Below are 24,344 nucleotides of genomic sequence, written 5' to 3'. Positions count from 1 at the left end.
TGGCACGTTCCCCACGAATGCCTATCCGGACCCAGACGACCCCGACCGGGGTAACCGCGTAGGGTTCACGAACCACCTCCTCTCCAAACATGCTCCAATCATGACTACGTTGCACACCGCGCGCCTCACGGCGCGAGCCAAACTGTGGACAACGCCGCTTCTCGCGCATTGGGGATACCCAATGGCTTGAAACTCACAGCTCACGAGGCTTCCTCAGGGCAAAAGTGCCAACTAGAATGTCTTCGGCGTCCTTTGACGCCCGCCTGCTGCGCCGCCAGACTCTTTAGAGAGCGGCCCCTGTAGGCAAGCACTCACTCAAGGAACACCTTGTCTCAGAACCCTTTGCGCGCGCTGCGCGACTACCGTGACCTGCCCCCTGCTTTCGGAACAGGCAAAATGATCTCCGCGGCTCTAGCCCGCGCTCCTTTTGCCATGCTGCCTCTCGGCATCATGACGGCCTTTACATTCTCTACCGGGGACATCGCAGTTGGCGGCCTCGCGACCGCCTTCTTCTCCATTGCGGTCGCAACCTGCTCACCACTCATCGGACGTGCGGCTGACATCTGGGGTCAACGCAGGGTTCTGCTCACAATCATGCCGATCAACGCGGTAGCACTCCTTGCTCTCTACTGGGCTGCCCTCAATAGTCCTTCCACAGCAACCATCTACCTAATCTGCTTGCTTGCGGGGCTTACGGCCTCGCCCATCGGCTCATTCACAAGGGCCCGGTGGGTGGCGATGCACCCCAAGCCACGCACTCTGATGGCAGCCTTCTCTTACGAATCAATGGCAGATGAGTTCGTCTTCGTCCTCGGACCCGCATTCGTGGGCATTGCCGCCACAGCCGCGGCCCCATCGGCCCCACTTCTCATCGCCTTCATCGTTCTTGTTCTAGCGGGATTTCCATTTGCGTTCACTGCTCCCACCGAACCGCTCGATGCGGTGTCTGGCGACGCGCCAGGAACTTCCCGCCCGTCGATTGGAAAGATCCTCGTCGCAGTTAGCCCAGCCATCATTGCTCTGATTTCCGTGGGAGCATTCTTCGGCTCATCCCAGGCAGCCGTAACAGTGCGCGCGGAAGAGCTCGGCAGTGCGGGCAGCGCCGGCCTGGTATACGCGGCCATGGGAATCTCTTCTGCGCTAATGGCGTTGTTGGTCGTTGTCCTCCCTGATCGATTCAAGCTGTATGCCCGCTTCATCACGTTCTCTGTAGCGGTCAGCGCGCTCACCATAATCACGTCGTACGCGCCGTCTCTGCCTCTGACTGCCCTAGCCCTGTTCGTCGCCGGCGCATTTGTCGGACCGACGCTAGTCACTGCGTTTACCCTGGCCGAAAAGCTCACGCCCGAGGGCGGAGTGGCTGTGGCCATGACCCTCATGTCGTCATCTGTCACCGTTGGGGTCTCTCTTGGAGCCGCAATCGGCGGCAGAGTTGCCGAATCCTCTGGTTCACACAACACATTCCTCCTCAGCGCAGGAGTCATTCTTGTTGCGGGTGTAATAGGACTAATACTTAAACTAAAATCGTCAACATCAGGGCGGGACCGGGTCGCCTAATCACCTTGTAGGATTGGTTCATTATGGCAAAGAAAGAAAAGACGCCGAAAGCTGCTGGCGCCCCCAAGAAGAAGCGCTTCTACCATACGCTCGTAGACGCGTATAAAGTCGTCAAGCGAACCTACTCGTGGATAGGCATCGCACTCATTGTACTGCCCATCATCATTATTGGGCTTGGCGTCCTCTTCGGAATCCTCTGGGACCGGCCGATCTTTCTTCCAATCACTGCGGTCCTTCTTGCAGGTACTTTGGACATGGTCCTTCTTGCGTACCTGATTCGTCCCGCAATGTACCGGCAGTTGGATGGCCGCGTTGGTTCGGTTTACGCGGTAATCAGTCAGATTCGCCGTGGATGGATTATCGAGGAAGAGCCGGTTGCTGCCAATAAGTCCCAAGACGTCGTTTGGCGGATCGTAGGGCGACCTGGAATTGTTCTTATCTCCGAAGGACCGTCCAGCCGCGTCCACCAGTTGTTAGTTACCGAGAAGCGGCGCATTAGCCGTTCCATATCTAACGTTCCAATCATCTTCATTGAGGTTGGCAGGGATGAAGGTCAGGTGCCTCTACCCAAGCTCAACCGCAAGATCAATAGCTTGAAGAAGGTTCTCACAAAGCAGGAAGTGCCGGCTGTTGCCAACCGCCTCACTGCGATCGGTAACCGCGGCATTCCGATTCCCAAGGGTGTTGATCCCACGAACACGCGTGCAAACCGGAAGGCACTTCGCGGGTAGTTCGGCCTTCCGTCACCAAGCAGTTGAGTAGCAAGAGGACCCTCGCGTATGCGGGGGTCCTCTAGTGTTTTCGGGTGCCTTCCGCGCATGACTGCACGGCGCACATATCGCCCCCACCTAAGGTTGCCGGAGTCGCCCAAGGTTGCCCGTAATTCGCAAGATCGGCGGCAACCTTAGGCGATCCCGGCAACCTTAGCGGTGGGGCGGCCGGAGGCGGGGGCCGAGGCGAGGACGGCGGCGGGCCTGAGGCGGGGGCGGCGGCGGCAGGCGGGGGCGGCCGGGCCAGTGTTCCCCTTCCCACACCCAGATAGTGAGACCCGATTATGTATATTATTCAACCTCGTGCATACTTTCATTTGTTCTTGTAGTTCAACTACCGACGCGCAACACCTTGGAGGCACCCAATGCGCAAGTTCCTCTCGCTGACCGCTACCGCTGCTGTCGCAGCCCTGGCCCTTGCAGCCTGCTCCGACCCTGGCACCTCAGCACCCGAAGAAGACACCACAACCCCCGAGTCCGGCGCGGCAGCCGAAGGCTTCGACGTCACGACAATCGAGCCCGTAGCCGACATCGCAGCGATGGTGCCCGACACCCTAGTCACCGCCGACCAACTGACCAACGGCGCGTCAACCGACTACCCACCCGGTGAGTTCCTCCTGGCAGACGGACAGACCCCAACCGGCTACGACGTTGACATCGTCAAAGCTCTTGCCGCAGTCATGGGTCTCTCCGATGGCGTTACCAACACCGCCGAGTTCCCCACCATCATTCCTGCGCTGGGGACCAAGTTTGACATTGGTGCGTCCTCGTTCACGATCACACCGGAACGCATCGAGCAGGCCAACATGGTTTCCTACCTCGAGGTCGGGTCGGCATTTGGCGTGGCGACAGGAAACCCAAATAACTTCACCCCCGAGGATCCCTGCGGCTTCTCAATAGGCGTGCAGAACGGCACTTTCCAGCAGGAGTACGCCGAAGAGCTGTCCGCCCAGTGTGAAGCAGAAGGCAAGGAACCAATCACCATCCAGCCCCTGTCTCTGCAATCAGACATCACCACCAAGGTTGTCGGTGGTCAGTATGACGCAACCTTCGCAGATGCCCCCGTCATTGGGTTCGCATCCGTACAGTCCGGTGGCAAGATCGAGCAGATTGGCGACGTCATCGAGTCGGCTCCCCAGGGGATCGCCATTGCAAAGTCTGACGAGCAGCTCACTGCAGCCATCCAAGCAGCAATGCAGCACCTGATGGATGAGGGCTACCTTACGCAGATCCTCGCCGTCTACGGTGCTGAAGGCTCAGCCCTCACCCAGGCCCGAGTCAACCCCGAGGTTTAGAAAGCAACTATTCAATGAGCCCCTCAACCGGACCCGTTGACCTCATCCACGCCCGGCCGGTCCCCCGGCCGGGTCGCTGGCTGGGAGCAGCCGTTGTCGCTGTCCTAGTGGCGATGGCGATCAACGCCCTCATCACCAACCCAGCATGGCAATGGCACCTAGTTGGCCAGTGGATCTTCTCAAAGTCCATCATGACGGGTGTTCTCTACACCCTGCTACTCACCGTCGGCGCCATGCTGCTTGGCACAGTCCTTGCAATCACCATGGCCGTGATGCGCCAGTCCACGAACCCCATCCTGCGCTACGTCGCGACCTTCTACATCTGGTTCTTCCGTGGTACACCGGTCTACACGCAGCTGATCTTCTGGTCGCTGCTTCCCGTCCTCTACCCGCAACTCTCCATAGGTATTCCCTTCGGCTATGAGTTCGTTCAGTTCAACACGCTGACCCTCATCACTCCCCTGTGGATGGCCGTCCTCGGCCTCGGTTTCAACGAGGGCGCCTACCTAGCAGAGATCATTCGCGCGGGCATCAACTCCGTTGACAAGGGGCAACGTGAAGCAGCGCAGGCCCTGGGAATGTCCAACGCCCAAATCATGGCGCGCATCATCCTCCCTCAAGCCATGCGCGTGATCATGCCGCCGCTTGGCAACGAAACGATCTCGATGCTCAAGACCACCTCCCTGGTCTCCGCTATCCCCTTCACGTTGGAACTGACCTACCAGGCTTCAAACATTGGCCAACGCCTCTTTGCCCCCATCCCACTGCTTGTGAGCGCGGCGATCTGGTATCTGGTGATCACTTCCATCCTCATGGTTGTGCAGCACTACATTGAGTCCTACTACGGTCGCGGATTTGATTTCGAAACCGGTGAAAAGAAGCTCACCGCCAAGCAGAAGTCAATTTCCGAGGCCGATCCCGGCCAATCCAACATGTTCCTGGACGTGACACCATGACAAAGGCACCAGACGGCGAACCCATGGTGAAGGCACGCGGCGTGCACAAGTTCTTTGGGGACCTGCACGTCCTCAGGGGCGTCGACCTCACCGTTAAGCCGGGCGAAGTGTGCGTCATCCTGGGTCCCTCAGGGTCCGGCAAATCCACACTTCTGCGCTGCATCAACGAGCTTGAAACCATCTCAGCCGGCCGCATCTGGGTAGATGGCGAGTTGATGGGATTCCGCACCACCACTGGCAGAGAGGGGCAGGAAATCCTGCACCGTCTCAAGGACTCAACCATCGCCAAGCAACGCAGTCGCATCGGCATGGTTTTCCAGCGCTTCAACCTGTTCCCGCACCGCACCGCCCTCGAAAATGTCACCGAAGCACCGATCAACGTCAAGAAGGTGCCCAAGAAGGCTGCCAGGAAGCGCGCTTCCGAACTCCTGGAACGCGTTGGCCTTTCCGACCGGAGCGACCACTACCCAAGCCAGCTTTCAGGTGGACAACAGCAACGCGTGGCAATTGCTCGCGCAATGGCGATGGATCCTGAACTGATGCTGTTCGACGAACCCACCTCCGCCCTCGACCCAGAACTTGTTGGCGAAGTTCTGGCGGTTATCCAGGATCTGGCTCAATCAGGAATGACCATGGTTGTCGTCACCCACGAGGTCGGGTTTGCACGCCAAGTCGCCGACCAGGTGGTGTTCATGGACGAGGGCGTCATCGTTGAGCGCGGCACGCCCGAACAGGTCATCGATAACCCTCGCGAGGCCCGCACCCAGGAGTTCTTCTCCAAAGTTCTCTAAACCAGACAAACGTGGGGGTTGTGTTGACCAAGAAAATGCTCAACACAACCCCCACATCACTCGGAAGTAAGTGCTACTCCGACTTTGTCTTACCGCTGAACCCCTCAGTCACCGCATTCAGCGCCGCGGTGAGCTCCGTTGGGAGAACCCAAATCTTCGAGGCCGTACCGTTGGCAATGTTGGGCAGTACCCTCAGGTACTCATATGACAACAGATCCGGGGTGGGCCTGCCCTCATGGATTGCCGTAAACACTGTGTCAATAGCTTTCGCTTCACCGTCTGCCCGGGTCACGGCCGCTTCGGCAGCGCCTTGGGCCTGAAGGATAGCCGACTGCTTCTCACCTTCTGCGCGCAGAATCTGCGACTGGCGCACGCCCTCGGCCTGCAAGATGGTGGCTCGCTTGTCGCGATCGGCGCGCAACTGCTGCTCCATGGCTTGCTGAATGGTTGGAGGCGGATCAATGGACTTCAGTTCAACACGGTTGATGCGAATCCCCCACTTGCCCGTCGCCTCATCAAGGACGCCACGTAACCGCGCGTTGATCTCATCACGGCTGGTCAAAGTCTGTTCCAGATCCATTGAACCAATGACGTTACGCAGGGTAGTGATCGTCAACTGCTCGATCGCAGTAATGTAATCAGCGATTTCATAGGTGGCGGCCATCGGGTCATTGACCTGGTAGTAGATCACCGAGTCGATCGACACCACGACGTTGTCCGCAGTGATGACCGGCTGCGGTTGAAAAGTTGTCACCTGTTCGCGCAGATCAACGCGTGCGGCAACCCGGTCCACGAATGGGATCAGCAGGTGCAGTCCCGCATACATGACAGAGTGGAACTTCCCGAGGCGTTCAACCACAAGCGCCCTCGACTGAGGAACGACCTGGATCGCCCGGACAACAACAATGACGACCAGGAGAATGAGTAGTAGTAGAACGATGGTTACCCAAAGTGATGAGTCCATTTTTTCCTTCCGCGCTCAATGTGAACGCTGCAACTTAGACACGGCAGGGACGGACCCCGCCGCCAATTAATCGTTGGGCGGCTCGCGGTCCGGAGGGGTTGGGACAGGTTCGTCAGAGGGCCCAACAACCGCCGTAGCACCCTCGATGCCAACTACGGTCACCTGGCTACCAACCGGGAACACCCTCCCGTCAAAGCTTCGAGCTGACCAGATGCCACCCTCGAGGCGAACTCGCCCCTCACTTCCCATAAGCGGAGCCGTCACAACCGCACGCTTGCCAACCAAGCCCTGGGCGTTTGTTGCGATGTTTGGGGTTGACTTCTGGAGCAGATTACGCGCCCACGGCCTCACAAAAGCAAGGAGCAGAATAGAAACGCCGACGAAAACGCCAAGCTGTATCCAGAATGAACCACCTACTGCCCCCGCACCACCAGCTGCGAGAGCCGCCAAAGCCAAGGTGAGGAAGAACAAGTCAACCGTTGCCAACTCAACGATCCCAAGGAGAAGTGCTGCACCAATCCAGATTAACCAGCCCATGCCTACCCCTCACCGTGCGTTGAACGTACTCTCCTTAGCCTACCGCACCCGAAAAGACGCCTAGCGGGCGCGGGCCCACCACCGTTCGTCCTCGTGCGTCACCTCAAGGGGCAAACCAAACGCCTCAGAAAGCCCCTGCGACGTCAAGACCTCACTGATCGGACCGGCTTTCATGACTTCCCCACCAACGATGAGGGCGGCGTGGGTGAAGCCCGGCGCAATCTCTTCAATCTCATGGGTGATGAGCAAGACCGACGGGGCGTTGCGCCCCGCCATGATCTCAGACAGGGCCAAGACCAATGTCTCACGCGCTCCCAGATCAAGGCCCGCGGTTGGTTCGTCAAGAATGACAATCTCTGGGTCCGGCATCAGAGCTCGAGCAATCGACACCCTCTGCCTCTCGCCCTCGGACAGCGTGCTAAATCGACGGTCAGCAAGATTGCCGACCCCAAGCGCAGCCAACAGATCGTTCGCACGTTGCCGATCAGCGTCCTCGTACTCTTCCCCAAACTGGACCGTCTGGCCCCAACCCGCGGCCAAAACAATGTCGGCGGCGGTATCAGCCCCTGAGACTCGGTCGCGGGTCTCTTGTGAAGCGACCCCAACGCGAGACGCAATGTACGTTGCGTCTTCACCCGAAGTATCAACGCCGAGGACGCTCGCGGAGCCAGTGGTTGGATAATCACGAGCCGCGACTAGGCGAGCCAACGTTGTCTTACCCGCGCCGTTTGGCCCCAGCAGCACCCAGTTCTCACCGGGTTCCACCTTGAAACTTACGTTATTGAGGATTTCGGTTCGACCCCGCTTGAAAGAGACTTCCCGAAGATCGATGAGGGGCTGCATATTTGGTGAAACCACCTATTTCACTAGCGTCTTGTACAGTTCTACAGTTTGTTCGCCGATGGCCTGCCAGGAGAACTTCTCTCTGGCCCGCTCCAGTCCCGCCTGCCCCATCTTCTTGGCGAGGGCGGGATTCTCGAGGAGTTCCGTCAGTTTCTCAGCAAAATCCGCCTCAAACTTCTGCGGATTAAGCGGAGTTCCCGTCCCATCCTGCATCTGTTCGATAGGTACAAGGTACCCCGTTTCACCGTCCACGATCACATCGGGGATCCCACCCGTCGCGGTCCCCACCACGGGGAGCTCCATCGCCATGGCCTCAAGATTGACGATCCCTAAGGGTTCATAGATCGAGGGCGTAGCGAAGACATCAGACCCGGAGAGGATCGCTTTTACTTCCTCATTGGGCAGCATTTCGGAAATGTTGATGACGCCCGTGCGCTTCTCCTGCAGCTTCTTGACGAGGCCGTCGACCTCCGCGGCAATTTCCGGGGTGTCCGGGGCCCCTGCAAGAAGGACGATCTGCACGCCATCGGGCAGTAGTTCGCATGCACGAAGGAAGCCGGGCAGTCCCTTCTGCCTTGTTATCCGCCCAACGAAAACCACAGTGGGACGGTCCGGGTCCATCCCGTGCTTCTCCCGAATCGCGGCTGCCCGTTCAAGTGCTTCCTCGCCCACGGGCCTGTGCCACTTGTTCAAATCGATTCCGTTGTGGATGACATGGACACGGCTCTCCTCAACCTCCGGGTACGACTTGAGAATGTCAGCCTTCATGCCGTTAGAAACCGCGACGATAGCATCAGCATTCTCATACGCGACCCTCTCAACAAAGGAGGAAACGCGATACCCGCCACCCAACTGTTCAATTTTCCACGGCCGCAGTGGCTCCAAGGAGTGGGCCGAAATCACCAAGGGGATGTCGTAGAGGAGTTTGGAAAGATATCCGGCCATGCAGGCATACCACGTGTGAGCGTGGACCAGGTCCGAGCCCTCCACGCCCTCGAGCATTTCAAGGTTCACCCCGAGAGTCTGGATAGCGGCATTGGCTTCCGAGAGTTCAGGAAGGTTGGCATACCCGATTACCCCCGCTTCCGACCCGACCTCACCCGGGGTGCGCGGTCCATCGAAGGCCTCCACACGTAGGTCGACAAGGTTGCGAAGAACACCTGCCAACTCTTCGACGTGCACACCTGCACCGCCGTAAACAAAGGGGGGATACTCACGGGTTAACAAGTCTACGCGCATTGCTGAAATCCTTAATCCGGCGGGACGGGCCACACCCTTGGGCCCAGCTACCAGCATACCTAGCGCCGCCCTCGAAACCGTGAAATACCGAGCCGCGAAAGAAGAAATGCCGAGTTGCGAAGGAAATGGGGTCAAGAAGTCTTGCGACACTGCAAAAATAGCTCCCAGGTCTGAAACAGACGGTAGGCTATGACACATGGCGATGAAGCGAACTCTGGCAATTGTGTTGGCAGGCGGCGAAGGCAAACGGCTGATGCCCCTTACTGAGGACCGCGCGAAACCAGCGGTCCCCTTTGGCGGTAGCTACCGCCTCATTGACTTCTCTCTTTCAAATATGGTCAACTCCGGCTATCTGAAGATAGTGGTCCTCACGCAGTACAAATCCCACTCCCTAGACACTCACATCGCGCGCTCGTGGCGCCTGTCGGGCCTGCTGGGTAACTTTGTGGCACCAATGCCGGCCCAGCAAAGACGCGGGCCCCACTGGTACCTCGGCTCAGCGGACGCGATTTACCAGTCCTTGAACATTGTTTACGATGAGCGCCCCGACTACGTCGTTATCACCGGCGCCGACAACATCTACCGTATGGACTTCAGCCAGATGGTGGAGTACCACATTGCTTCCGGCGCACCCGCCACGATTGCGGGGATCCGCCAGCCCATCGAACTTGCCGATCAGTTTGGTGTCATCAAAGAGAAAGATGGCATGGTCGATGAGTTCCTGGAGAAGCCGAAGAACGCTGAGGGCCTAGAGGACGACCCCAGTGTCGTCCTCGCATCCATGGGCAACTATGTCTTCAACACTTCGGCGTTGATTGAGGCACTGCGGAAAGATGCCGCAAACCCCGACTCAAAGCACGACATGGGCGGGGACATCGTCCCCTACTTCGTCGACCGTGGCGAATGCGCTGTCTACGACTTCAAGGACAACGTGGTGCCCGGGTCAACAGAGCGCGACCGCAGCTACTGGCGTGACGTCGGCACACTGGACGCCTACTACGACGCAAATATGGACCTCATCAGTGTCGTCCCAATCTTCAACCTCTACAACTACGACTGGCCATTGCTAACCGGCCAAGCCGACGCGTTGCCACCGGCAAAGTTTGTTCACGGCGACCAGGGTTCACGCATGGGTCACGCTGTCGACTCGCTGGTTTCCGAGGCCGTAATCGTCTCGGGCGCCGAAGTCTCCCGTTCGGTGCTCTCCCCCAAGGTGGCTGTCCACTCGTGGGCGCAGGTCTCCGACTCGGTGATCATGCACAACACCATCATCAACCGCAGGGCACGCATCAACCGCGCCATTGTGGACAAGAATGTTGTGGTCGAAGAGAATGCGTCGATCGGATTCGACCGGGAACTGGACCTGAGCCGCGGGTTCACCGTTACTGAGTCCGGCATCACAGTCGTCCCGAAGGATGCCATCGTCACCGCATAATCAGTTGAACTTTGTAACCTAGGACCATGAGTCCACAAGAAGCGGTCGTTCCCGCAGCACATAGCGGGGCGGCCGCTTTTCCTTGCCCCCAGTCCTGGCTTTTGTACGAGGGCGAAGTTCCCCTTGCACTTTCTAAGGTCGCCGCCACGGGGCGAGGCTGGTGGTCTGTTGAGGCATCTGCCCTCGAACAAATCCACGTCCCCGCTGAACGGCTGGAACCCGTCGGGAAGTCGTGTGTTGGGCCCGAACTGGCAGATACCTTCCCAACCCTGGTCATGACCGATGCGGACTCGACCCTCCTTGAGGGTGAGGTCATCGATGAGTTGGCGGAACTTGCCGGGGTACGCGATGAGGTCGAAGCAATTACCGCAGCTGCGATGCGCGGCGAAATCGACTTTTCCCAGTCTTTGCGCCGACGTGTCAATCTGCTGGCCGGATTGCCTGCAACAGCGATCGAGGACGTCGGGGCAAGTCTCTCCCTTATGCCCGGGGCCGGTGACCTGATTATCTGGGCACATGAGGTGGGCGCAAAATTCGGTGTAGTCTCGGGTGGCTTCGCGGAGGTGTTGGGCCCTCTGGCTGATGCCCTCGGCATCGATTTCCTCCTGGCCAACCGCCTTGAGGTTGACGGCGGCGTGCTGACCGGACGCACTGTTGGCCCAGTGGTAGATGCGCGGGCCAAAGTTGACGCACTCAACACTTGGAGTGGCGGGCAGCCAGGACTCGTGGTCGCGGCCGGGGATGGCTCTAACGATATTGCCATGCTTCGTAGTGCGGGAATGGGCGTGGCGTTTTGCGCGAAACCTGCTGTGCGTGAAGCGACTTCAAGCAGGCTTGACCTGCGAAGACTCGATGCAGTGGTCGGGCTTCTGGGCCACAGTCTTCCCTAGTGGCGGACGTGGACGAAGTCCGCCAGGATCGCACAGTGGGAATGCCACTCTTTCCAATCGCGCTCCCACTCCACAATCGCGGCAGAACCAGTCGGCATTCCCACCTCGACCTCGGATGCCTGCCCATCCTTGGTAAGTAGCACCGCAAGTGATGACACGGTTGGCTCGTGGCCAACCAGGATGGAAGTGATCCCGTTCGACCCCATGCGCACCGCTTCCATCATCTGCATTGATGAGCCACTATAAATGACTTCATCCGTGATAACTTCCGGCATCGTTTCTTCCGTGAGCCCGGCGCCCTTGGCCATGTTCTGCCAGGTTTCCTGCGCCCTGAGGGCAGGGGAAACGAACACCGTGTCTGCCGCCTTGATCACTGCGGATAACTTGCGTCCCAGTTCCTGGGCCTGGGCACGCCCCGAATCTGCGAGTGGGCGTTTGGCGTCTGTTCCTGGAGAATAGGAAACGGCTTTTGCGTGGCGAACTATAACGACTCTGTGTGTGGACATGACGCTATTGTAGTGGTTGGCATCCGTTGGGAAGGAAGTGCGCGATGGCTCTGGGCCGTGGACCAAAAGACCTGGTGTGCTCTAATCGGGGATGCGAAAATGCGGCAACCTTTGCGATCACCTGGTCTAACCCCACGCTACCGTTCGGGCGCCCCAAAAACTGGTTGACCTGCGATGAACACCGCGTCACCCTAGAGAAGTATCTGGGCTACCGTGACTTTCCGCAGAGCACAAGGCCGCTCGCGGAGTTCCTGGCTTCCCAGCAGCCACTAGAGTCGAAGTCCACCGGAATAGGACTGGACGAGGACGAAACGCTCTAGCGCACCTCCACCAGTTCCAGGTAGCTGTCATCCCACAGGTCTTCGTCGCCATCCGGCAGAAGCAGGACACGGTCCGGGTGCAGCGCCGACACCGCTCCAGGGTCGTGGCTGACGAGGACAACTGCGCCCTCGAACGAATCCAGCGCAGCAAGCACCTCTTCGCGTGATGCGGGATCCAGGTTGTTGGTCGGCTCATCAAGCAGGAGTACGTTGGCGGCTGAAACAACCAGGGTGGCAAGCGCAAGCCGTGTCTTCTCCCCACCGGAGAGAACCCCTACCGGTTTCTGGATGTCGTCGGCGGCGAAGAGGAACTGCCCCAGGACGGACCGCAACTGCGTGTCATCCAGCTCGGGGGCCGCAGAACGCATGTTTTCTTCCACGGTCCGCTGCGGATCCAGGGTTTCATGCTCCTGAGCGTAATACCCAAGCTTCAACCCGTACCCGGGCACGACCTCGCCCAAATCAGGGGTTTCAAGGCCGGCAAGAATGCGCAGAAGTGTGGTTTTACCCGCGCCGTTCTCACCGAGGATAACGACCTTCGCCCCGCGGTCAATCGCCAGGTCAACGTCGGTGAAAACCTCTAGGGAGCCGTACGACTTCGAGAGGTGTTCCGCCGTCAAAGGCACCTTGCCACAGGGGGCAGGGTCTGGGAAGCGAAGCCTCGCAACCTTCTCAGCTGCCCGTTCCTGCCCGGCTGCCTCGCGAAGTTCGGCAGCTCTGCGCAACATCTGCTGGGCGGCCACCGCCTTGGTTGCTTTTGCCCGCATCTTGGTGCCCTGAGCTTCCAGGACCTCTGCTTTACGCAGTGCATTCTGGCGTTCTTTACGACGGCGGCGCTCATCGTCCGCCCTCGTCTTCAGGTAGGCATCCCAGCCCATCCGGTAGATCTCAATCTCCGCGCGGTTGGCATCCAGGTAAAACACCTGATTGACGACGTCTCTAACCAAACCGACGTCGTGACTGATGACAATTAGTGCACCCGAGTATGTTTTCAGCCAGTCCCGCAGCCAGATGATGGAGTCGTGATCCAAGTGGTTGGTTGGCTCATCTAGAAGCAACGTGTCTGCTTCAGAAAAGAGCACCCGTGACAGTTCAACGCGGCGGCGCTGTCCGCCGGAAAGAGTGTGGAGGGGCTGGGCAAGGATGCGTTCATCCAGCTTGAGGGCAGAAGCGATTTGGGCCGCTTGAGCGTTGGCTGCCCAACCGCCCTTTTGGGTGAACTCCTCGTCAAGGCGCACGTAGCGTTCCATTGCCTTGACCTGTTTGGCGCCGGTGGCTGTGGACATTTCACGTTCAGCCTTGCGGATACGGTTCAGAAGTGCGTCAATGCCTCGGACGGAGAGAATACGTTCCTGGGCGGTTTGCTCCAGGTCACCCTCAGTTGTGTCCTGGGGCAAGTAGCCGATCTCACCTGTGCGACTGATTTTCCCTGTCGACTCAGCCGACCCGTTGTCCGGTTCACCCGCAAGAAGGCGCATCATGGTGGTTTTTCCTGCGCCATTTCGACCCACCAGGCCAACCCGTGCACCAGCGCCCACAGAAAAAGAGACCTGATTAATCAGTTCTCTAGCACCAATACGGAGAGAAAAATCTTGGACGCTTATCACCACGTGATTCTACCGAAGACATGTGGCCGTTCAGACGCGTCTTCCCTCACAGCCCTTGTTGGTTCCATGGTGGAACCAGGCACAATGGGACACGTGCAAGAAGACTCTCACTCCAAGATGACCACCGCAGATGCGTTCACGATCATCGCAGTCACCTTTGTTGCGATGCTCTTGATCTCTAATATCGCGGCGACCAAACTGTTCGGGATCACCGTTGGGCCAGCCCATTTCATCTTTGATGGCGGCGCGCTGCTGTTCCCCTTCACGTATGTTCTGGGTGACGTCCTCGCCGAGGTCTACGGGTTTGCGAAAGCGCGTATGGTCATCCTCATGGGGTTCGCGGCCTCGGTCCTGGCCGCCGGTGTCTTCCTGATTGTCCAGGCCATGCCGCCCGCCGAAGAGTACGCCAACCAGGAGGCGTTCGAGGCCGTCCTCGGCTTCGTCCCCCGAATCGTCGCCGCTTCCCTACTGGCGTTCTTAGTTGGGCAACTACTCAACGCCTACGTCCTCGTCAAAATCAAGGAACGCTACGGTCCGAAGCGCCTCTGGGTCCGCTTGCTCGGCTCGAGCATCGTGGGGGAAGCCGCGGACACAATAGTATTTTGCACAGTTGCCTTCCTCGGCGTGCTAACCGGCGCCAACTTCTGGAACTATGTCCTGGTGGGATTCGTTTACAAGATGGCCTTTGAGGTGATCCTGATCCCAGTTTCCTACTTTGTGATCGCAAGAGTGCGTCGCCTCGATGAAAGGGCCCAAGTTGCCTGAGTGGATTTCCAAACCCGTTGACCAGGTTCCGTCCCGAGGCTGGCCGGGCCCTCTCGCCCCATTTCCGGGGCGACACACTGCCGGCGGCACCGGCGCATCTCCGCAGGGCCCGACACCTGACGCGTCGTCCCGACCGGACCGCGGATTCGACATTGAAGCGGATTCGCAGGAGGGGCGCGGGCTTGGCCGAGCAGGCGTAATCCACACGGCGCACGGCGACATCCGCACCCCGGCATTCATCCCGGTTGGCACCAAAGCGGACGTGAAGGGGCTTGTCCCCGAAATGATTGCTGGCACCGGCGCTCAAGCCGTCCTCGCCAACGCGTATCACCTATACCTGCAGCCCGGCTCGGACATTGTGGACGAGGCCGGAGGGTTCGGCGCCTTCATGCATTGGCCCGGACCAACGTTCACGGACTCCGGAGGGTTCCAAGTTCTGTCTATGGGGGCGGGCTTCAAGAAAGTCCTCACCGCGGAGTTCGCCGGCGGTTCGATGAGCTCCGAGGGGGCTTCCGCCCTCGCCGGCAACGGTGGACAAGGGCAGGTTCCCGCCGAGTTTGTGCGACGTCAACGCGAGGCCGTGAAGCAGTCCAAAGCCGTAGTTGACGATGATGGGGTTGTCTTCTCTTCCCACATTGACGGCAGCAAACACCGCTTCAACCCGGAGGTTTCCCTGCGTATCCAGCATCAACTGGGCGCCGACATCATGTTCGCGTTTGACGAGCTCACATCCCTGTCTCATCCGCGTTCCTACCAGTTGGAGTCGCTGGACCGCACGGAAGCGTGGGCTCGCCGCTGCCTAGTCGAACACAAGGCTCTAACTGAGGCTCGGACTCACCGTCCCTACCAGCAGTTGTGGGGCGTCATCCAGGGTGCCGACTATCAGGACTTGCGGATCCGCGCCGCCGGGACCCTTGGGGAAATGGAAGAGGACGGTCAGAGCTTTGACGGCTTCGGCATCGGTGGGGCACTACGAAAGGACCAGTTGGGCGAGATCGTTTCCTGGGCGACCTCGGAACTCCCCGACAACAAGGGACGCCACCTGCTGGGCATTTCGGAACCCTTCGATTTGTTCGAGGCCGTTGACGCCGGGATCGACACATTTGACTGTGTGAACCCATCCCGAGTAGCCCGCAACGCCGCAATCTACACGCCGCAGGGTCGCTTCAACCTGACGAATGCTCGCTACGCCCGTGACTTTGCCCCACTCGTTGAGGGATGTGGGTGCTATACCTGCCAGAATTTCACGAGGGCGTATGTGCGTCACCTCTTCAAGGCCAAGGAGATCCTAGCGGCAACCCTCGCGACCATTCATAACGAGTGGTTCACCGTGCGTCTGGTTGACGCGATCCGCACCGCCCTCGTCGACGGTCGCCTAGGGGACTTTCGCGAGGAGATGCTGGGGACGTTCTACGGCCGCGGCGTCTAGCACCCGCCCACCCGCACCCGAAGGCAGCTCGTGACTCAGTAGGTCGGGGCCGCCGGGTAACCCAGGTACTGCTCAAGGGTGGTTATCCCCCGGTTCCGCATGTTCGTCGCGACCTCGACGCCGACGTAGCGGAAGTGCCAGGGCTCGTAGATGTATCCAACGATGTGCTGTTTGCCCTGGTCGTAACGCAGAATGTATCCGTACTTGTGCGCGTTGTTTCGCAGCCACTGTCCGGGCGCAGTTCCGCCAAAACAGGAACCCTGACAGTAGCCGTGCGCGTAGATGTCTGCGGCAAGGCCAGTCTGATGTTCCGAGTAGCCGGGGCGAGCTGAGAACGTTTCGGCTGCAGCCCGCCCGCTGCTTCTCACATAGCTGTCAAACAGGTACTGCTGCGTCGTGTAGCTCCTGTACCCACTCATCAAGTACAGGGAATAGCCCGCACCACGAGCTCCAGCCACCATGTTCTCCAAAGCCTTACCAGCCACGTACTTCATCGGATGGTTGTTGCTATTGGGCACATTCGGGTGATAGAGGTCCGAGGGCGCAAACCGCAGCGGCTTCAAGGGGTTCTTCTTGTTCACCAAGACAAGAGTTGAGTTGGGGTCAGTCACTGACGCCGGATCGAAAACGGTCACCGCTTTGCTAGCAACCGTTGTGGGGGCCAGTCCCGACAGTCTTCCTGTTACCCGTACGGAGACGGCCTTTCCACCGTCAGCCTTCACCAGTCTGTAGGTTGTGGCAGTCGCAGAAGGTATCGCGGATCCACCCCGATACCACTGGTAGGTGTACGAGGACGGTTGCGGAGACCAAGCCTTAGTTGACGCAGTCAGAGTTGACCCCACCTTGGCTGTCCCCGAGATTGTTGGAGCCGGAGTGCTGGCGAAGCACTCCAGTCCCTGCAGGACGCTGTCTGAAAGCACCGCGGGCCCGCCGAGTGTGACACTGCTAGAGGCACCCAACCTCTTCGACTGCTGGGAAACCGCTGGTGGAACACACTGTTGTTTGGACAGTGCTAGGGCAGACTTTGTCGCACCCGCAGCAGCTGCTCCGGCTATTGCATCCGGGAAGTTCTGACCACTGGCCCAGTAGATTGCCGGGGTCCCTGTCGTGAAGTGCGCTTTGATGAGGAGTGCAGAAGTTTCATATCTATCGGCACCCCCGTAGCGCACGGTGTTGACTGCAGTAGATCTCACCAGCGCGCTCACCACTGCATTCGATACGGCTCCGGTTCCGCCGGCAATGTGAATCGTGGTTGCCCCACTCCCCCGCAGCACGGTTTGCGCCGGGACCAGTCCCGTTCCAGTAGCGGTTGGCACCAGCACAAGTGGTGCGTCAAGGATGCTGGCGACGGGGCTGGCTGACAGCGCATCCGCGTACTGCGCTCCAGTAGCAACTACGATGTCTGAGGACCCTTCGGGCCAGCCAAACTGAGCGATCTTCTGGGCAGTTTCGTAGCGGTTGGCTCCACCCAACCGAGTCACACTCTTTGCCAGGACCTGCAGTTCGTTCACGACTGTGGCGCTGACAGCTCCTGTTCCACCAACCACAATCACCTGAGCCGGCTGAAGACGGCGAATCTCTGCTGCGGCTCCTGGGTCAAGGCGCGACGCGGGGGTGAGGAGCAGCGGTGCTTGGAGCTTCGCAGCCAAAGGTGCCGCAGCCAATCCGTCCGGAAAGGAAGCACCAGATGCAATTACCACTGTGTCCGCGCCATCTGGATAGGTGGAGGCCGAGAGCGCAACCGCAGTTGCGTAGCGGTTCTGGCCGAAGATGCGGTGCAAACCCGGCGCCGGCGGAAGCGCGCTCTTCCCCGAGGTTTCTGAAGCCTCCACTGGCTCTGATGGCTCCGGAGCAGGTTCTGGCACTTCCGCACCGCCACCATCTGGAGGGCCGTCGCCCTCGCCGTCGCCCTCGCCGTCGCCCTCGCCGTCGCCGTCGCCCGGCACTTCCGTACCCGGACCACTGGTATCGGGCACCTCCACGTCGCCCTCACCGGGATCCCCGGAACCGGGGGTCTCTTCTTCGACCTCGACGGGGTCTCCCGTAGCGGGCGCCTCGACCCCGCTACCTTCCAGGTCCGCTCCAGACGCAGCCGTAAGGAAGCCCGAACTGAACACGAGCACTAGTGCTAGCAACCCCGCAGAAACACCACGCCATGAATGTGAGGTAGATCTCGTCATAAGGTTAGGGTATCAAAACATGGTCCTACACCTGCTACCGGAGCGCGTTCCGCCTAACGGAGCGCGTTTGGTCCGATTTTAGGACATATTACGTCGTTATCTTTGTCAAACACGCTCCGTTAGACAAAACCCGCACCCGAACGCAGCAGGCGGGGGCGTTTGAGCAGGCGTTGGGCTACGCCAATGTTGCGGCCCCCGATGCCCAAGGTCGCCAAAGTCAGCGTAGGTCGCCGACAATTCGCCCAAACAACGGCGACCTGTGTCGACATCGGCGACATTGGCTTGGTTTGGTGTCGACATCGGCGACATTGGCTTGGTTTGGTGTCGACATCGGCGACATTGGCTTGGTTTGGTGTCGACATCGGCGACGTTGGTTCTAAATGTTGAAGCCGATTGCCCTCAGCTGGTCGCGACCATCGGGCGTAATGCACTCGGGGCCCCACGGCGGCAGCCACACCCAGTTGATGCGGACCTCATCCGTGAACGATCCCAAAACCATTTGCGCCTGACGTTCAATAACGTCAGTAAGAGGACATGCCGCTGATGTCAGCGTCATGTCGATGTCTACGGAGTTGTCCTCGTTGATCTTCACGCCATAAAGCAGGCCCAAGTCAACGATATTGATCCCCAGTTCCGGGTCAATGACATCCTTGAGCGATTCAACAACATCTTCCGCAGGATACGTGCCATTCTCAATAACCGTCACGCCTGCTTGGTCCGGGCTCGGCTGCGGTTCAAAGGGTTTGAACTGCTGAACAGGTTGTTCCTCTTGCGGGATCGGACGTGCTGCCATGGGGTTGTTGGCGGCGTTGTAGTCGGACATTTTCGCCTCCGTCTCAGTTCGTTGTTTGAGTCTGCTCGTGCGCGGCCGTGGATTCTGCTTCTTCAGATCCGGCCTCGCCACCACTTGCTGTCAGATCGATTCCTGCTTGCGCCAAAGCATCGCGCAGCGCGTACCAGCCAAGAAGTGAGCACTTCACCCGGTTGGCAAACATTGAGGTTCCCTCGAGTGCGGCAGCGTCCTCAAGTTCATCAAGGACTTCCTCATCCACACCTTTGCCACGCGAGTGCATCATTTCTTCCATCGCGGCGAACTTACGTCGCACCAGGTCAAGGTCCTGTCCGTCGACCATCTCACTCATAATCGACAGCGATGCCTGTGAGATAGAGCAGCCACTGCCATCCCAAGCAAGCGCGTGAATGTGCCCGGCGTCGTCAACTTCCACACCCAACGTCACCTCATCACCACAGGTTGGGTTCGCCTGAAATGAGGTGAGGTCGAAGCCGTCAATTGGCCCCGCACCGGTGCGGAGCTTCGCGTGATCTAGGATGACCTGTTGGTAAAGAGCATCAAGCCCGCTCACTGGCGCCCCCAAAATACTTCTGGACCTTGTGCAGTCCTTCGATAAACTGTTCGATTTCTTCTGCCGTGGTTGTCAGCGCCACGGTAACGCGCGAGGACGCCTTCACACCAAAGAAGCGGTGCAACGGGATGGCGCAGTGGTGGCCAACCCTGATCGCAACATCCTCAAAATCCAGGACTTGGCCAACATCGTGAGGGTGGACGCCCTCGACCTCAAAAGCCACAACGCCAAGGCGGTGGGCCATGTCTGTCGGCCCGAGGACCCGCACGCCATCGATCCCCGCCATCCGCTCAAGCAACAGCTTTGTCATTGCTTCTTCGTGGAGGGCAACGCGGTCCATTCCCAACTCTCTCAAGTAGTCAAGGGCGACCGCCCAGGCCACAGCCTGAGCAACCGGCTGAGAACCCGCCTCAAACTTGGCGGGTGGCGGCAGGTACTTGGTGGTCTCCATGTCGACGTCGGCCACCACAGATCCGCCGGTGAGGACGGGAGGCATGGCCTCCAATAGTTCCGCCCTGCCCCACAGTGCCCCAATCCCTGTTGGGCCAAGCATCTTGTGGGAAGAGAACACGGCAAAATCAACGTCCAGCGCAGCAACGTCGACTGGCGTGTGAGCACTCGACTGGCAGGTGTCCAAGACCGTGATCGCGCCGACCCGGTTCGCGGCCTCCACTATCTGCTCGACGGGTGAAATGGCGCCGGTGACATTGGACGCGTGCGTGAATGCGACAACCTTGGTGGCATCGTCAATCACGTCTAGGGTGTCGAGGTCGATGCGTCCATCGGGAGTCAGGTCAAGCCACGCTAGGCTCGCCCCCGTCTTGGCGGCCAACTGTTGCCACGGCACCAGGTTGGAGTGGTGCTCAGCGCGCGTCACAACAATGCGATCACCGGGGCGAAGCCGGAAACGTGACGCGGGGTCCAGTGTGTGGCCCGGGTTCGCTGCACCCTGCGTGCTTACGGGGTTGTCCAAGTGCGCAGACCCGAGGGCGGACGCCGATCCATCAGGCATTATCCCCGCACTGGCATTAGCGAAGGCGCTAGCCACCAGGTTGAGCGCCTCGGTGGCGTTCTTCGTCCAAACGATCTCTTCGGCGCGAGCCCCAACAAAGTCGGCAAGCGTCTCCCGAGCATCTTCAAACTGCACGGTTGCCTGGTCACCCAGCAGGTGGGTGTTGCGGTGCACCGCACCGTTGGAATCGCGGTAGAACTCGGCCTCGGCATCAATCACGCACGAGGGCTTCTGGCTGGTTGCCCCAGAGTCCAAGTAAACAATGGGTCGACCACCACGACCAACCTTTTCGAGCACAGGAAAGTCGCGACGGATGGCACTCAGTTCCGCCGCGGAGAAATCTGTAACCTCGTCCACGATTCCCTCTCCTTTCCTGCTCGGCGCGGGCGCGGTCCCCCGCGGCCCACACTCAGAGAACACGATTCCTTGGGGAGCCTACCCACCCGGGTGGCTCCCCAACGGATCAAGACGCTACGGGAGCCAAATAGCTGTCGTAGCCTTCTTCTTCCAGCTTGTCAGCCAGTTCCGGCCCGCCCTGGTCAGCGATGCGACCATCAACAAAGACGTGAACGAAATCCGGCTTGATGTAGCGCAGGATGCGCGTGTAGTGGGTGATCAGGAGGATGCCCATGTGGTCCTTTGCGTGAGCTCGGTTGACGCCCTCGGAGACAATGCGTAGCGCATCAACGTCAAGGCCCGAGTCTGTCTCGTCAAGGATCGCGTAAGCGGGCTCCAGCAGTTCCATCTGCAGGATCTCCAGGCGCTTCTTCTCACCACCGGAGAATCCAACATTGACGTCACGTTCAGCAAAGTCAGCGGGCATACGCAGGCGTTCCATTGCTGCCTTGACCTCTTTGACCCAGTGGCGAATAGCCGGAGCTTTCCCATCAATGGCGGTCTTCGCGGTGCGCAGCAGGTTGGACACGGAAACACCCGCAACCTCAACCGGGTACTGCATGGCCAGGAACAGACCCGCCTGGGCGCGTTGGTCAACGCTCATGGCGAGGACGTCCTCGCCGTCAAGCAGCACTTCACCCTCTGTTACCTCATAGTTCGGGTGACCGGCCAATGCGTAGGCCAGCGTCGACTTGCCCGAACCATTCGGACCCATTACCGCGTGAATCTCACCGGGCTTGATTGTCAGGTCAACACCCTTGAGGATCTGCTTGGGACCATCTGGCGTTCCCACTGTGACGTGGAAGTTCCTGATAACCAGTTCTTTTGCTTCGCTCATTTTTCCGTTCTTTTCAGTGAGTTTCACTTCGAATCAGCCGACTGATCCGGTGCGTAGTCGTAGTCCTTCAGTTCTTGCTCAATCTGGCCAATCAGCCGGTCCTGCAACTCCGGGATACCCACGGAGTTGAGGATCTCCGCGAAGAATCCGCGGATCACCAGGCGGCGCGCCTCCAGTGGCGGAACGCCACGGCTCATCAGGTAGAACAGCTGCTCGTCATCAAAACGACCGGTCGCAGATGCGTGTCCCGCGCCCTCGATCTCCCCGTTCTCAATCTCCAGGTTGGGGACGGAGTCGGCCTTCGCGCCCTCGGTGAGAATCAGGTTGCGGTTCAGTTCATAGGTATCTGTGTTGTCTGCATCCACGCCTATCAGGCAGTCGCCAATCCAAACGGAACGCGCATCTTTACCCTGCAGTGCACCCTTGTAGGCAACACGCGAGTAGCAGTCGGGCTGCGAATGGTAAACAAACACGCGGTGCTCGAGGTGCTGGCCGCGATCCACAAAGTACAGTCCGTTGAGGCGGATGTCGGCGCCGGGTCCGGTGAAGTCCGTGTCGACGTTGATCCGCACGGTGTCGCCACCAAGCGTGACAATCATGTGCTGAAGCGTTGCGTTACGGGCCGCCCGAACGCGGTGCGAGGACGCGTGCACACCATCGCGATCCCACTCGTGAACTGCGACAATGGAGAGCTGCGCGCCCTCGCCCGCCTCAATCTCTACTGTCTCATCAAAGAGTGCGGGGCCGTTATGAAGGATCACAACCGTGCCCTTCGACATGGTCTCAGCCTTGACGACAATGCGCCCGGCCTTGAGATCCGGACCTGCCGTGACAGTGACGTAGACGGGCTCATCCAGCTCGACCTCTCGAGGGATGATGACCTCTGTCGTCTCCTCAAACTTTTCCCACGCCAAAGCAGCCAGGTAGTCACCGGGCGCCAGAACGACAGGATCCACCAGTTCTTCCCGGCTCACCGTTGCGACGATGACGTTTTCCGGGCCCCGAACATCAATCTGCGGCGCGCCCGCGTATGCGTCGGCCTCAAACAGGGGGCGGATCCGCCGCATCGGGGTGAAACGCCATTCCTCTTCACGACCCTGGGGGCGACCAAAGTCAGCACTCGCGAAAGAGGTGAAACGGTCCGCACGCGAAACCTTTGACGGCTCCAGTACGTTTGTTGATTGCTTCTGAGTTGTCATATCAGCCGACGGACCCTTCCATCTGCAGTTCGATCAGGCGGTTTAGTTCAAGCGCGTATTCCATCGGCAGGTGCTTAGCAATCGGCTCAATGAAGCCACGCACAATGGTGGCCATCGCTTCGTTTTCGTCCAGACCGCGGCTCATCAGGTAGAACAGCTGGTCTTCGTTCACCTTAGAAACCGTTGCCTCGTGCCCCATTTCGACGTCCTCGGTACGAACGTCGACGTAAGGGTAGGTGTCGGTGCGGGAAATCTTGTCGACAAGCAGCGCGTCGCAAAGCACGTTTGATTTCGACTTGGTGGCACGCGAATGCACCTCAACCAAACCGCGGTACGAAGTTCGTCCCCCAGCGCGGGAAACGGACTTGGCAACAATGGACGAGGACGTCTTGGGCGCCATGTGAACCATCTTCGCGCCCGTGTCCTGGTGCTGACCGGTGCCGGCAAAACCGATGGACAAGGTTTCCCCGCGGGCATTCTCTCCCATCAGGTAGCAGGCCGGGTACTTCATGGTGATAGCGGACCCGATGTTGCCATCAATCCACTCCATGGTCCCGCCCTCTTCCACAATGGCGCGCTGTGTCACCAGGTTGAGGACGTTGTTCGACCAGTTTTGGATGGTGGTGTAACGAACGCGTGCATCCTTCAAAACGAAGATCTCCACGATTGCGGAGTGCAGCGAGTTCGTGTCGTAGATCGGCGCGGTACAACCCTCAACGTAGTGAACGTAAGAGCCTTCATCAGCGATGATCAGTGTGCGCTCAAACTGCCCCATGGCTTCCGTGTTGATACGGAAGTAGGCCTGAAGTGGGATCTCCACATGTACGCCCGGTGGCACATAGATAAAGGAGCCACCCGACCAGGCTGCGGTGTTCAGCGAGGCAAACTTGTTGTCACCTGCTGGAACCGACTTGCCAAAGTACTTCTGGAACAGTTCCGGGTACTCACGAAGACCACTGTCGGTATCGAGGAAGATAACGCCCTGGGCTTCGAGGTCTTCCTGAATCTGCTGGTAAACGACCTCGGACTCATACTGGGCGGCAACGCCCGCGACCAGGCGCTTCTTCTCAGCGTCCGGGATCCCCAGGCGGTCGTAGGTGTTGCGAATGTCCTCAGGAAGGTCTTCCCACGACTGCACCTGACGGTCAGTTGAACGCACAAAGTACTTGAAGTCGTCAAAGTTGATGCTGCTGAGGTCGGGACCCCATGTCGGCATTGGCTTGCGCTCAAAGAGATTGAGAGCCTTCAGACGCCGCTCCAGCATCCATTCAGGCTCACCCTTGGTCTCCGAAATGTAGCGGACAATGCCCTCATTGATTCCCTTGGGAACGCCCTGAGAGTAGTCGTCACTGTCGCGCCACCCGTACTCGTAAGCGCCAATACTGTCGATGATCTCATCATCAGACAGCGGCGCCTTAGGAGCGAGGGTCTCGATTGACTGCGTCATAGAT

Annotated in this window: 23 protein-coding genes; 10 read left to right on the top strand and 13 right to left on the bottom strand. The window is 59.2% G+C overall.

Annotated features, from left to right (window positions below; all coding sequences use genetic code 11):
* Positions 1-327: 327 nt before the first annotated feature.
* From H2O65_RS04660 to H2O65_RS04640, 5 genes are all read left to right on the top strand, one after another.
* On the top strand, positions 328-1,557 hold the full coding sequence (locus H2O65_RS04660) for an MFS transporter (RefSeq protein WP_182142484.1): 1,230 nt from the start codon (positions 328-330) through the stop codon (positions 1,555-1,557).
* 23 nt (positions 1,558-1,580) lie between these two features.
* Positions 1,581-2,288 carry a DUF4191 domain-containing protein gene (locus H2O65_RS04655; protein WP_182142483.1) on the top strand — a complete coding sequence of 236 codons (708 nt, stop codon included), beginning with the start codon at positions 1,581-1,583 and terminating at the stop codon, positions 2,286-2,288.
* Between the two features lie 404 nt (positions 2,289-2,692).
* On the top strand, positions 2,693-3,622 hold the full coding sequence (locus H2O65_RS04650) for an ABC transporter substrate-binding protein (protein ID WP_182142482.1): 930 nt from the start codon (positions 2,693-2,695) through the stop codon (positions 3,620-3,622).
* Positions 3,623-3,636: 14 nt separating this feature from the next.
* On the top strand, positions 3,637-4,578 hold the full coding sequence (locus tag H2O65_RS04645) for an amino acid ABC transporter permease (RefSeq protein ID WP_182142481.1): 942 nt from the start codon (positions 3,637-3,639) through the stop codon (positions 4,576-4,578).
* Entirely contained in the window at positions 4,575-5,369 is a 795-nt protein-coding gene (locus H2O65_RS04640; protein ID WP_310649246.1) for an amino acid ABC transporter ATP-binding protein, read from the top strand. The genes H2O65_RS04645 and H2O65_RS04640 overlap by 4 nt, the downstream gene beginning before the upstream one ends.
* Positions 5,370-5,442: 73 nt before the next feature.
* On the opposite strand, the gene H2O65_RS04635 is transcribed toward H2O65_RS04640, so the two are convergent.
* From H2O65_RS04635 to glgA, 4 genes are all read right to left on the bottom strand, one after another.
* The gene (locus tag H2O65_RS04635) at positions 5,443-6,333 is read right to left on the bottom strand and encodes an SPFH domain-containing protein (RefSeq protein WP_182142480.1); all 891 of its coding nucleotides are present in this window, start codon (positions 6,331-6,333) and stop codon (positions 5,443-5,445) included.
* 66 nt (positions 6,334-6,399) lie between these two features.
* Positions 6,400-6,870, bottom strand: coding sequence for an NfeD family protein (locus tag H2O65_RS04630; RefSeq protein WP_182142479.1), 471 nt, complete (start codon positions 6,868-6,870; stop codon positions 6,400-6,402).
* A 60-nt stretch (positions 6,871-6,930) separates the two neighbouring features.
* The gene (locus H2O65_RS04625; RefSeq protein ID WP_259349584.1) at positions 6,931-7,728 is read right to left on the bottom strand and encodes an ABC transporter ATP-binding protein; all 798 of its coding nucleotides are present in this window, start codon (positions 7,726-7,728) and stop codon (positions 6,931-6,933) included.
* Complete coding sequence (glgA, locus tag H2O65_RS04620) at positions 7,729-8,952, bottom strand: glycogen synthase (RefSeq protein WP_182142478.1); 1,224 nt, start codon at positions 8,950-8,952, stop codon at positions 7,729-7,731. It abuts the gene before it with no gap.
* Between the two features lie 196 nt (positions 8,953-9,148).
* Between glgA and glgC the strand changes: the two genes are divergently transcribed.
* The gene (gene glgC / locus H2O65_RS04615) at positions 9,149-10,387 is read left to right on the top strand and encodes a glucose-1-phosphate adenylyltransferase (RefSeq protein ID WP_182142477.1); all 1,239 of its coding nucleotides are present in this window, start codon (positions 9,149-9,151) and stop codon (positions 10,385-10,387) included.
* 26 nt (positions 10,388-10,413) lie between these two features.
* Positions 10,414-11,277 carry a phosphoserine phosphatase SerB gene (serB, locus tag H2O65_RS04610; protein WP_310649245.1) on the top strand — a complete coding sequence of 288 codons (864 nt, stop codon included), beginning with the start codon at positions 10,414-10,416 and terminating at the stop codon, positions 11,275-11,277.
* On the opposite strand, the gene H2O65_RS04605 is transcribed toward serB, so the two are convergent.
* Positions 11,274-11,783, bottom strand: a complete 510-nt coding sequence (locus H2O65_RS04605; RefSeq protein WP_182142476.1) for a histidine phosphatase family protein — start codon at positions 11,781-11,783, stop codon at positions 11,274-11,276. The genes serB and H2O65_RS04605 overlap by 4 nt on opposite strands.
* A 44-nt stretch (positions 11,784-11,827) precedes the next feature.
* On the opposite strand from H2O65_RS04605, the gene H2O65_RS04600 reads away from it, so the two are divergent.
* A complete protein-coding gene (locus H2O65_RS04600; protein WP_182142475.1) occupies positions 11,828-12,103 on the top strand; it encodes a hypothetical protein in 276 nt (91 codons plus the stop codon).
* Here the strand turns inward: H2O65_RS04600 and H2O65_RS04595 are convergent.
* A complete protein-coding gene (locus H2O65_RS04595) occupies positions 12,100-13,710 on the bottom strand; it encodes an ABC-F family ATP-binding cassette domain-containing protein (protein ID WP_182142474.1) in 1,611 nt (536 codons plus the stop codon). The genes H2O65_RS04600 and H2O65_RS04595 overlap by 4 nt on opposite strands.
* Positions 13,711-13,827: 117 nt before the next feature.
* Here H2O65_RS04595 and H2O65_RS04590 point away from each other — a divergent pair, with 117 nt between their 5' ends.
* On the top strand, positions 13,828-14,475 hold the full coding sequence (locus H2O65_RS04590) for a queuosine precursor transporter (RefSeq protein ID WP_182142473.1): 648 nt from the start codon (positions 13,828-13,830) through the stop codon (positions 14,473-14,475).
* A complete protein-coding gene (tgt, locus tag H2O65_RS04585) occupies positions 14,468-15,904 on the top strand; it encodes a tRNA guanosine(34) transglycosylase Tgt (RefSeq protein WP_259349583.1) in 1,437 nt (478 codons plus the stop codon). Before H2O65_RS04590 ends, tgt begins: the two co-directional genes overlap by 8 nt.
* Positions 15,905-15,939: 35 nt before the next feature.
* On the opposite strand, the gene H2O65_RS04580 is transcribed toward tgt, so the two are convergent.
* The 7 genes from H2O65_RS04580 to sufB form a co-directional block, all read right to left on the bottom strand.
* Positions 15,940-18,027 carry a cell wall-binding repeat-containing protein gene (locus H2O65_RS04580; protein ID WP_182142471.1) on the bottom strand — a complete coding sequence of 696 codons (2,088 nt, stop codon included), beginning with the start codon at positions 18,025-18,027 and terminating at the stop codon, positions 15,940-15,942.
* Between the two features lie 433 nt (positions 18,028-18,460).
* Positions 18,461-18,907, bottom strand: coding sequence for a metal-sulfur cluster assembly factor (locus H2O65_RS04575; protein WP_259349582.1), 447 nt, complete (start codon positions 18,905-18,907; stop codon positions 18,461-18,463).
* A 13-nt stretch (positions 18,908-18,920) separates the two neighbouring features.
* The gene (gene sufU, locus H2O65_RS04570) at positions 18,921-19,448 is read right to left on the bottom strand and encodes a Fe-S cluster assembly sulfur transfer protein SufU (RefSeq protein WP_182142470.1); all 528 of its coding nucleotides are present in this window, start codon (positions 19,446-19,448) and stop codon (positions 18,921-18,923) included.
* On the bottom strand, positions 19,435-20,817 hold the full coding sequence (locus tag H2O65_RS04565) for a SufS family cysteine desulfurase (protein WP_182142469.1): 1,383 nt from the start codon (positions 20,815-20,817) through the stop codon (positions 19,435-19,437). The genes sufU and H2O65_RS04565 overlap by 14 nt, the downstream gene beginning before the upstream one ends.
* Positions 20,818-20,923: 106 nt before the next feature.
* Positions 20,924-21,694 (bottom strand): Fe-S cluster assembly ATPase SufC, encoded by a 771-nt coding sequence (sufC, locus tag H2O65_RS04560; RefSeq protein ID WP_182142468.1) that lies wholly within the window; start codon positions 21,692-21,694, stop codon positions 20,924-20,926.
* Between the two features lie 23 nt (positions 21,695-21,717).
* On the bottom strand, positions 21,718-22,893 hold the full coding sequence (sufD, locus tag H2O65_RS04555) for a Fe-S cluster assembly protein SufD (protein WP_182142467.1): 1,176 nt from the start codon (positions 22,891-22,893) through the stop codon (positions 21,718-21,720).
* Between the two features lies 1 nt (position 22,894).
* A complete protein-coding gene (sufB, locus tag H2O65_RS04550; RefSeq protein WP_182142466.1) occupies positions 22,895-24,340 on the bottom strand; it encodes a Fe-S cluster assembly protein SufB in 1,446 nt (481 codons plus the stop codon).
* Between the last annotated feature and the right edge of the window lie 4 nt (positions 24,341-24,344).

The sequence above is a fragment of the Schaalia sp. JY-X169 genome, from assembly GCF_014069575.1.
Taxonomy (GTDB): domain Bacteria; phylum Actinomycetota; class Actinomycetes; order Actinomycetales; family Actinomycetaceae; genus Scrofimicrobium.
Note: the sequence above shows the minus strand (reverse complement) of the source record. Positions and strands in the feature narration are given on the sequence as shown.

Excerpts from the sequence above, each read along its gene's own strand:
- sufD (WP_182142467.1), bottom strand. The coding sequence starts at position 22,893 with ATGACAACTCAGAAGCAATCAACAAACGTACTGGAGCCGTCAAAGGTT.
- H2O65_RS04630 (WP_182142479.1), bottom strand. The coding sequence starts at position 6,870 with ATGGGCTGGTTAATCTGGATTGGTGCAGCACTTCTCCTTGGGATCGTT.
- H2O65_RS04650 (WP_182142482.1), top strand. The coding sequence starts at position 2,693 with ATGCGCAAGTTCCTCTCGCTGACCGCTACCGCTGCTGTCGCAGCCCTG.
- glgA (WP_182142478.1), bottom strand. The coding sequence starts at position 8,952 with ATGCGCGTAGACTTGTTAACCCGTGAGTATCCCCCCTTTGTTTACGGC.
- sufB (WP_182142466.1), bottom strand. The coding sequence starts at position 24,340 with ATGACGCAGTCAATCGAGACCCTCGCTCCTAAGGCGCCGCTGTCTGAT.
- H2O65_RS04645 (WP_182142481.1), top strand. The coding sequence starts at position 3,637 with ATGAGCCCCTCAACCGGACCCGTTGACCTCATCCACGCCCGGCCGGTC.
- H2O65_RS04575 (WP_259349582.1), bottom strand. The coding sequence starts at position 18,907 with ATGTCCGACTACAACGCCGCCAACAACCCCATGGCAGCACGTCCGATC.
- serB (WP_310649245.1), top strand. The coding sequence starts at position 10,414 with ATGAGTCCACAAGAAGCGGTCGTTCCCGCAGCACATAGCGGGGCGGCC.
- glgC (WP_182142477.1), top strand. The coding sequence starts at position 9,149 with ATGGCGATGAAGCGAACTCTGGCAATTGTGTTGGCAGGCGGCGAAGGC.
- H2O65_RS04635 (WP_182142480.1), bottom strand. The coding sequence starts at position 6,333 with ATGGACTCATCACTTTGGGTAACCATCGTTCTACTACTACTCATTCTC.
- H2O65_RS04590 (WP_182142473.1), top strand. The coding sequence starts at position 13,828 with ATGACCACCGCAGATGCGTTCACGATCATCGCAGTCACCTTTGTTGCG.
- H2O65_RS04605 (WP_182142476.1), bottom strand. The coding sequence starts at position 11,783 with ATGTCCACACACAGAGTCGTTATAGTTCGCCACGCAAAAGCCGTTTCC.
- sufC (WP_182142468.1), bottom strand. The coding sequence starts at position 21,694 with ATGAGCGAAGCAAAAGAACTGGTTATCAGGAACTTCCACGTCACAGTG.
- H2O65_RS04600 (WP_182142475.1), top strand. The coding sequence starts at position 11,828 with ATGGCTCTGGGCCGTGGACCAAAAGACCTGGTGTGCTCTAATCGGGGA.
- H2O65_RS04655 (WP_182142483.1), top strand. The coding sequence starts at position 1,581 with ATGGCAAAGAAAGAAAAGACGCCGAAAGCTGCTGGCGCCCCCAAGAAG.
- H2O65_RS04640 (WP_310649246.1), top strand. The coding sequence starts at position 4,575 with ATGACAAAGGCACCAGACGGCGAACCCATGGTGAAGGCACGCGGCGTG.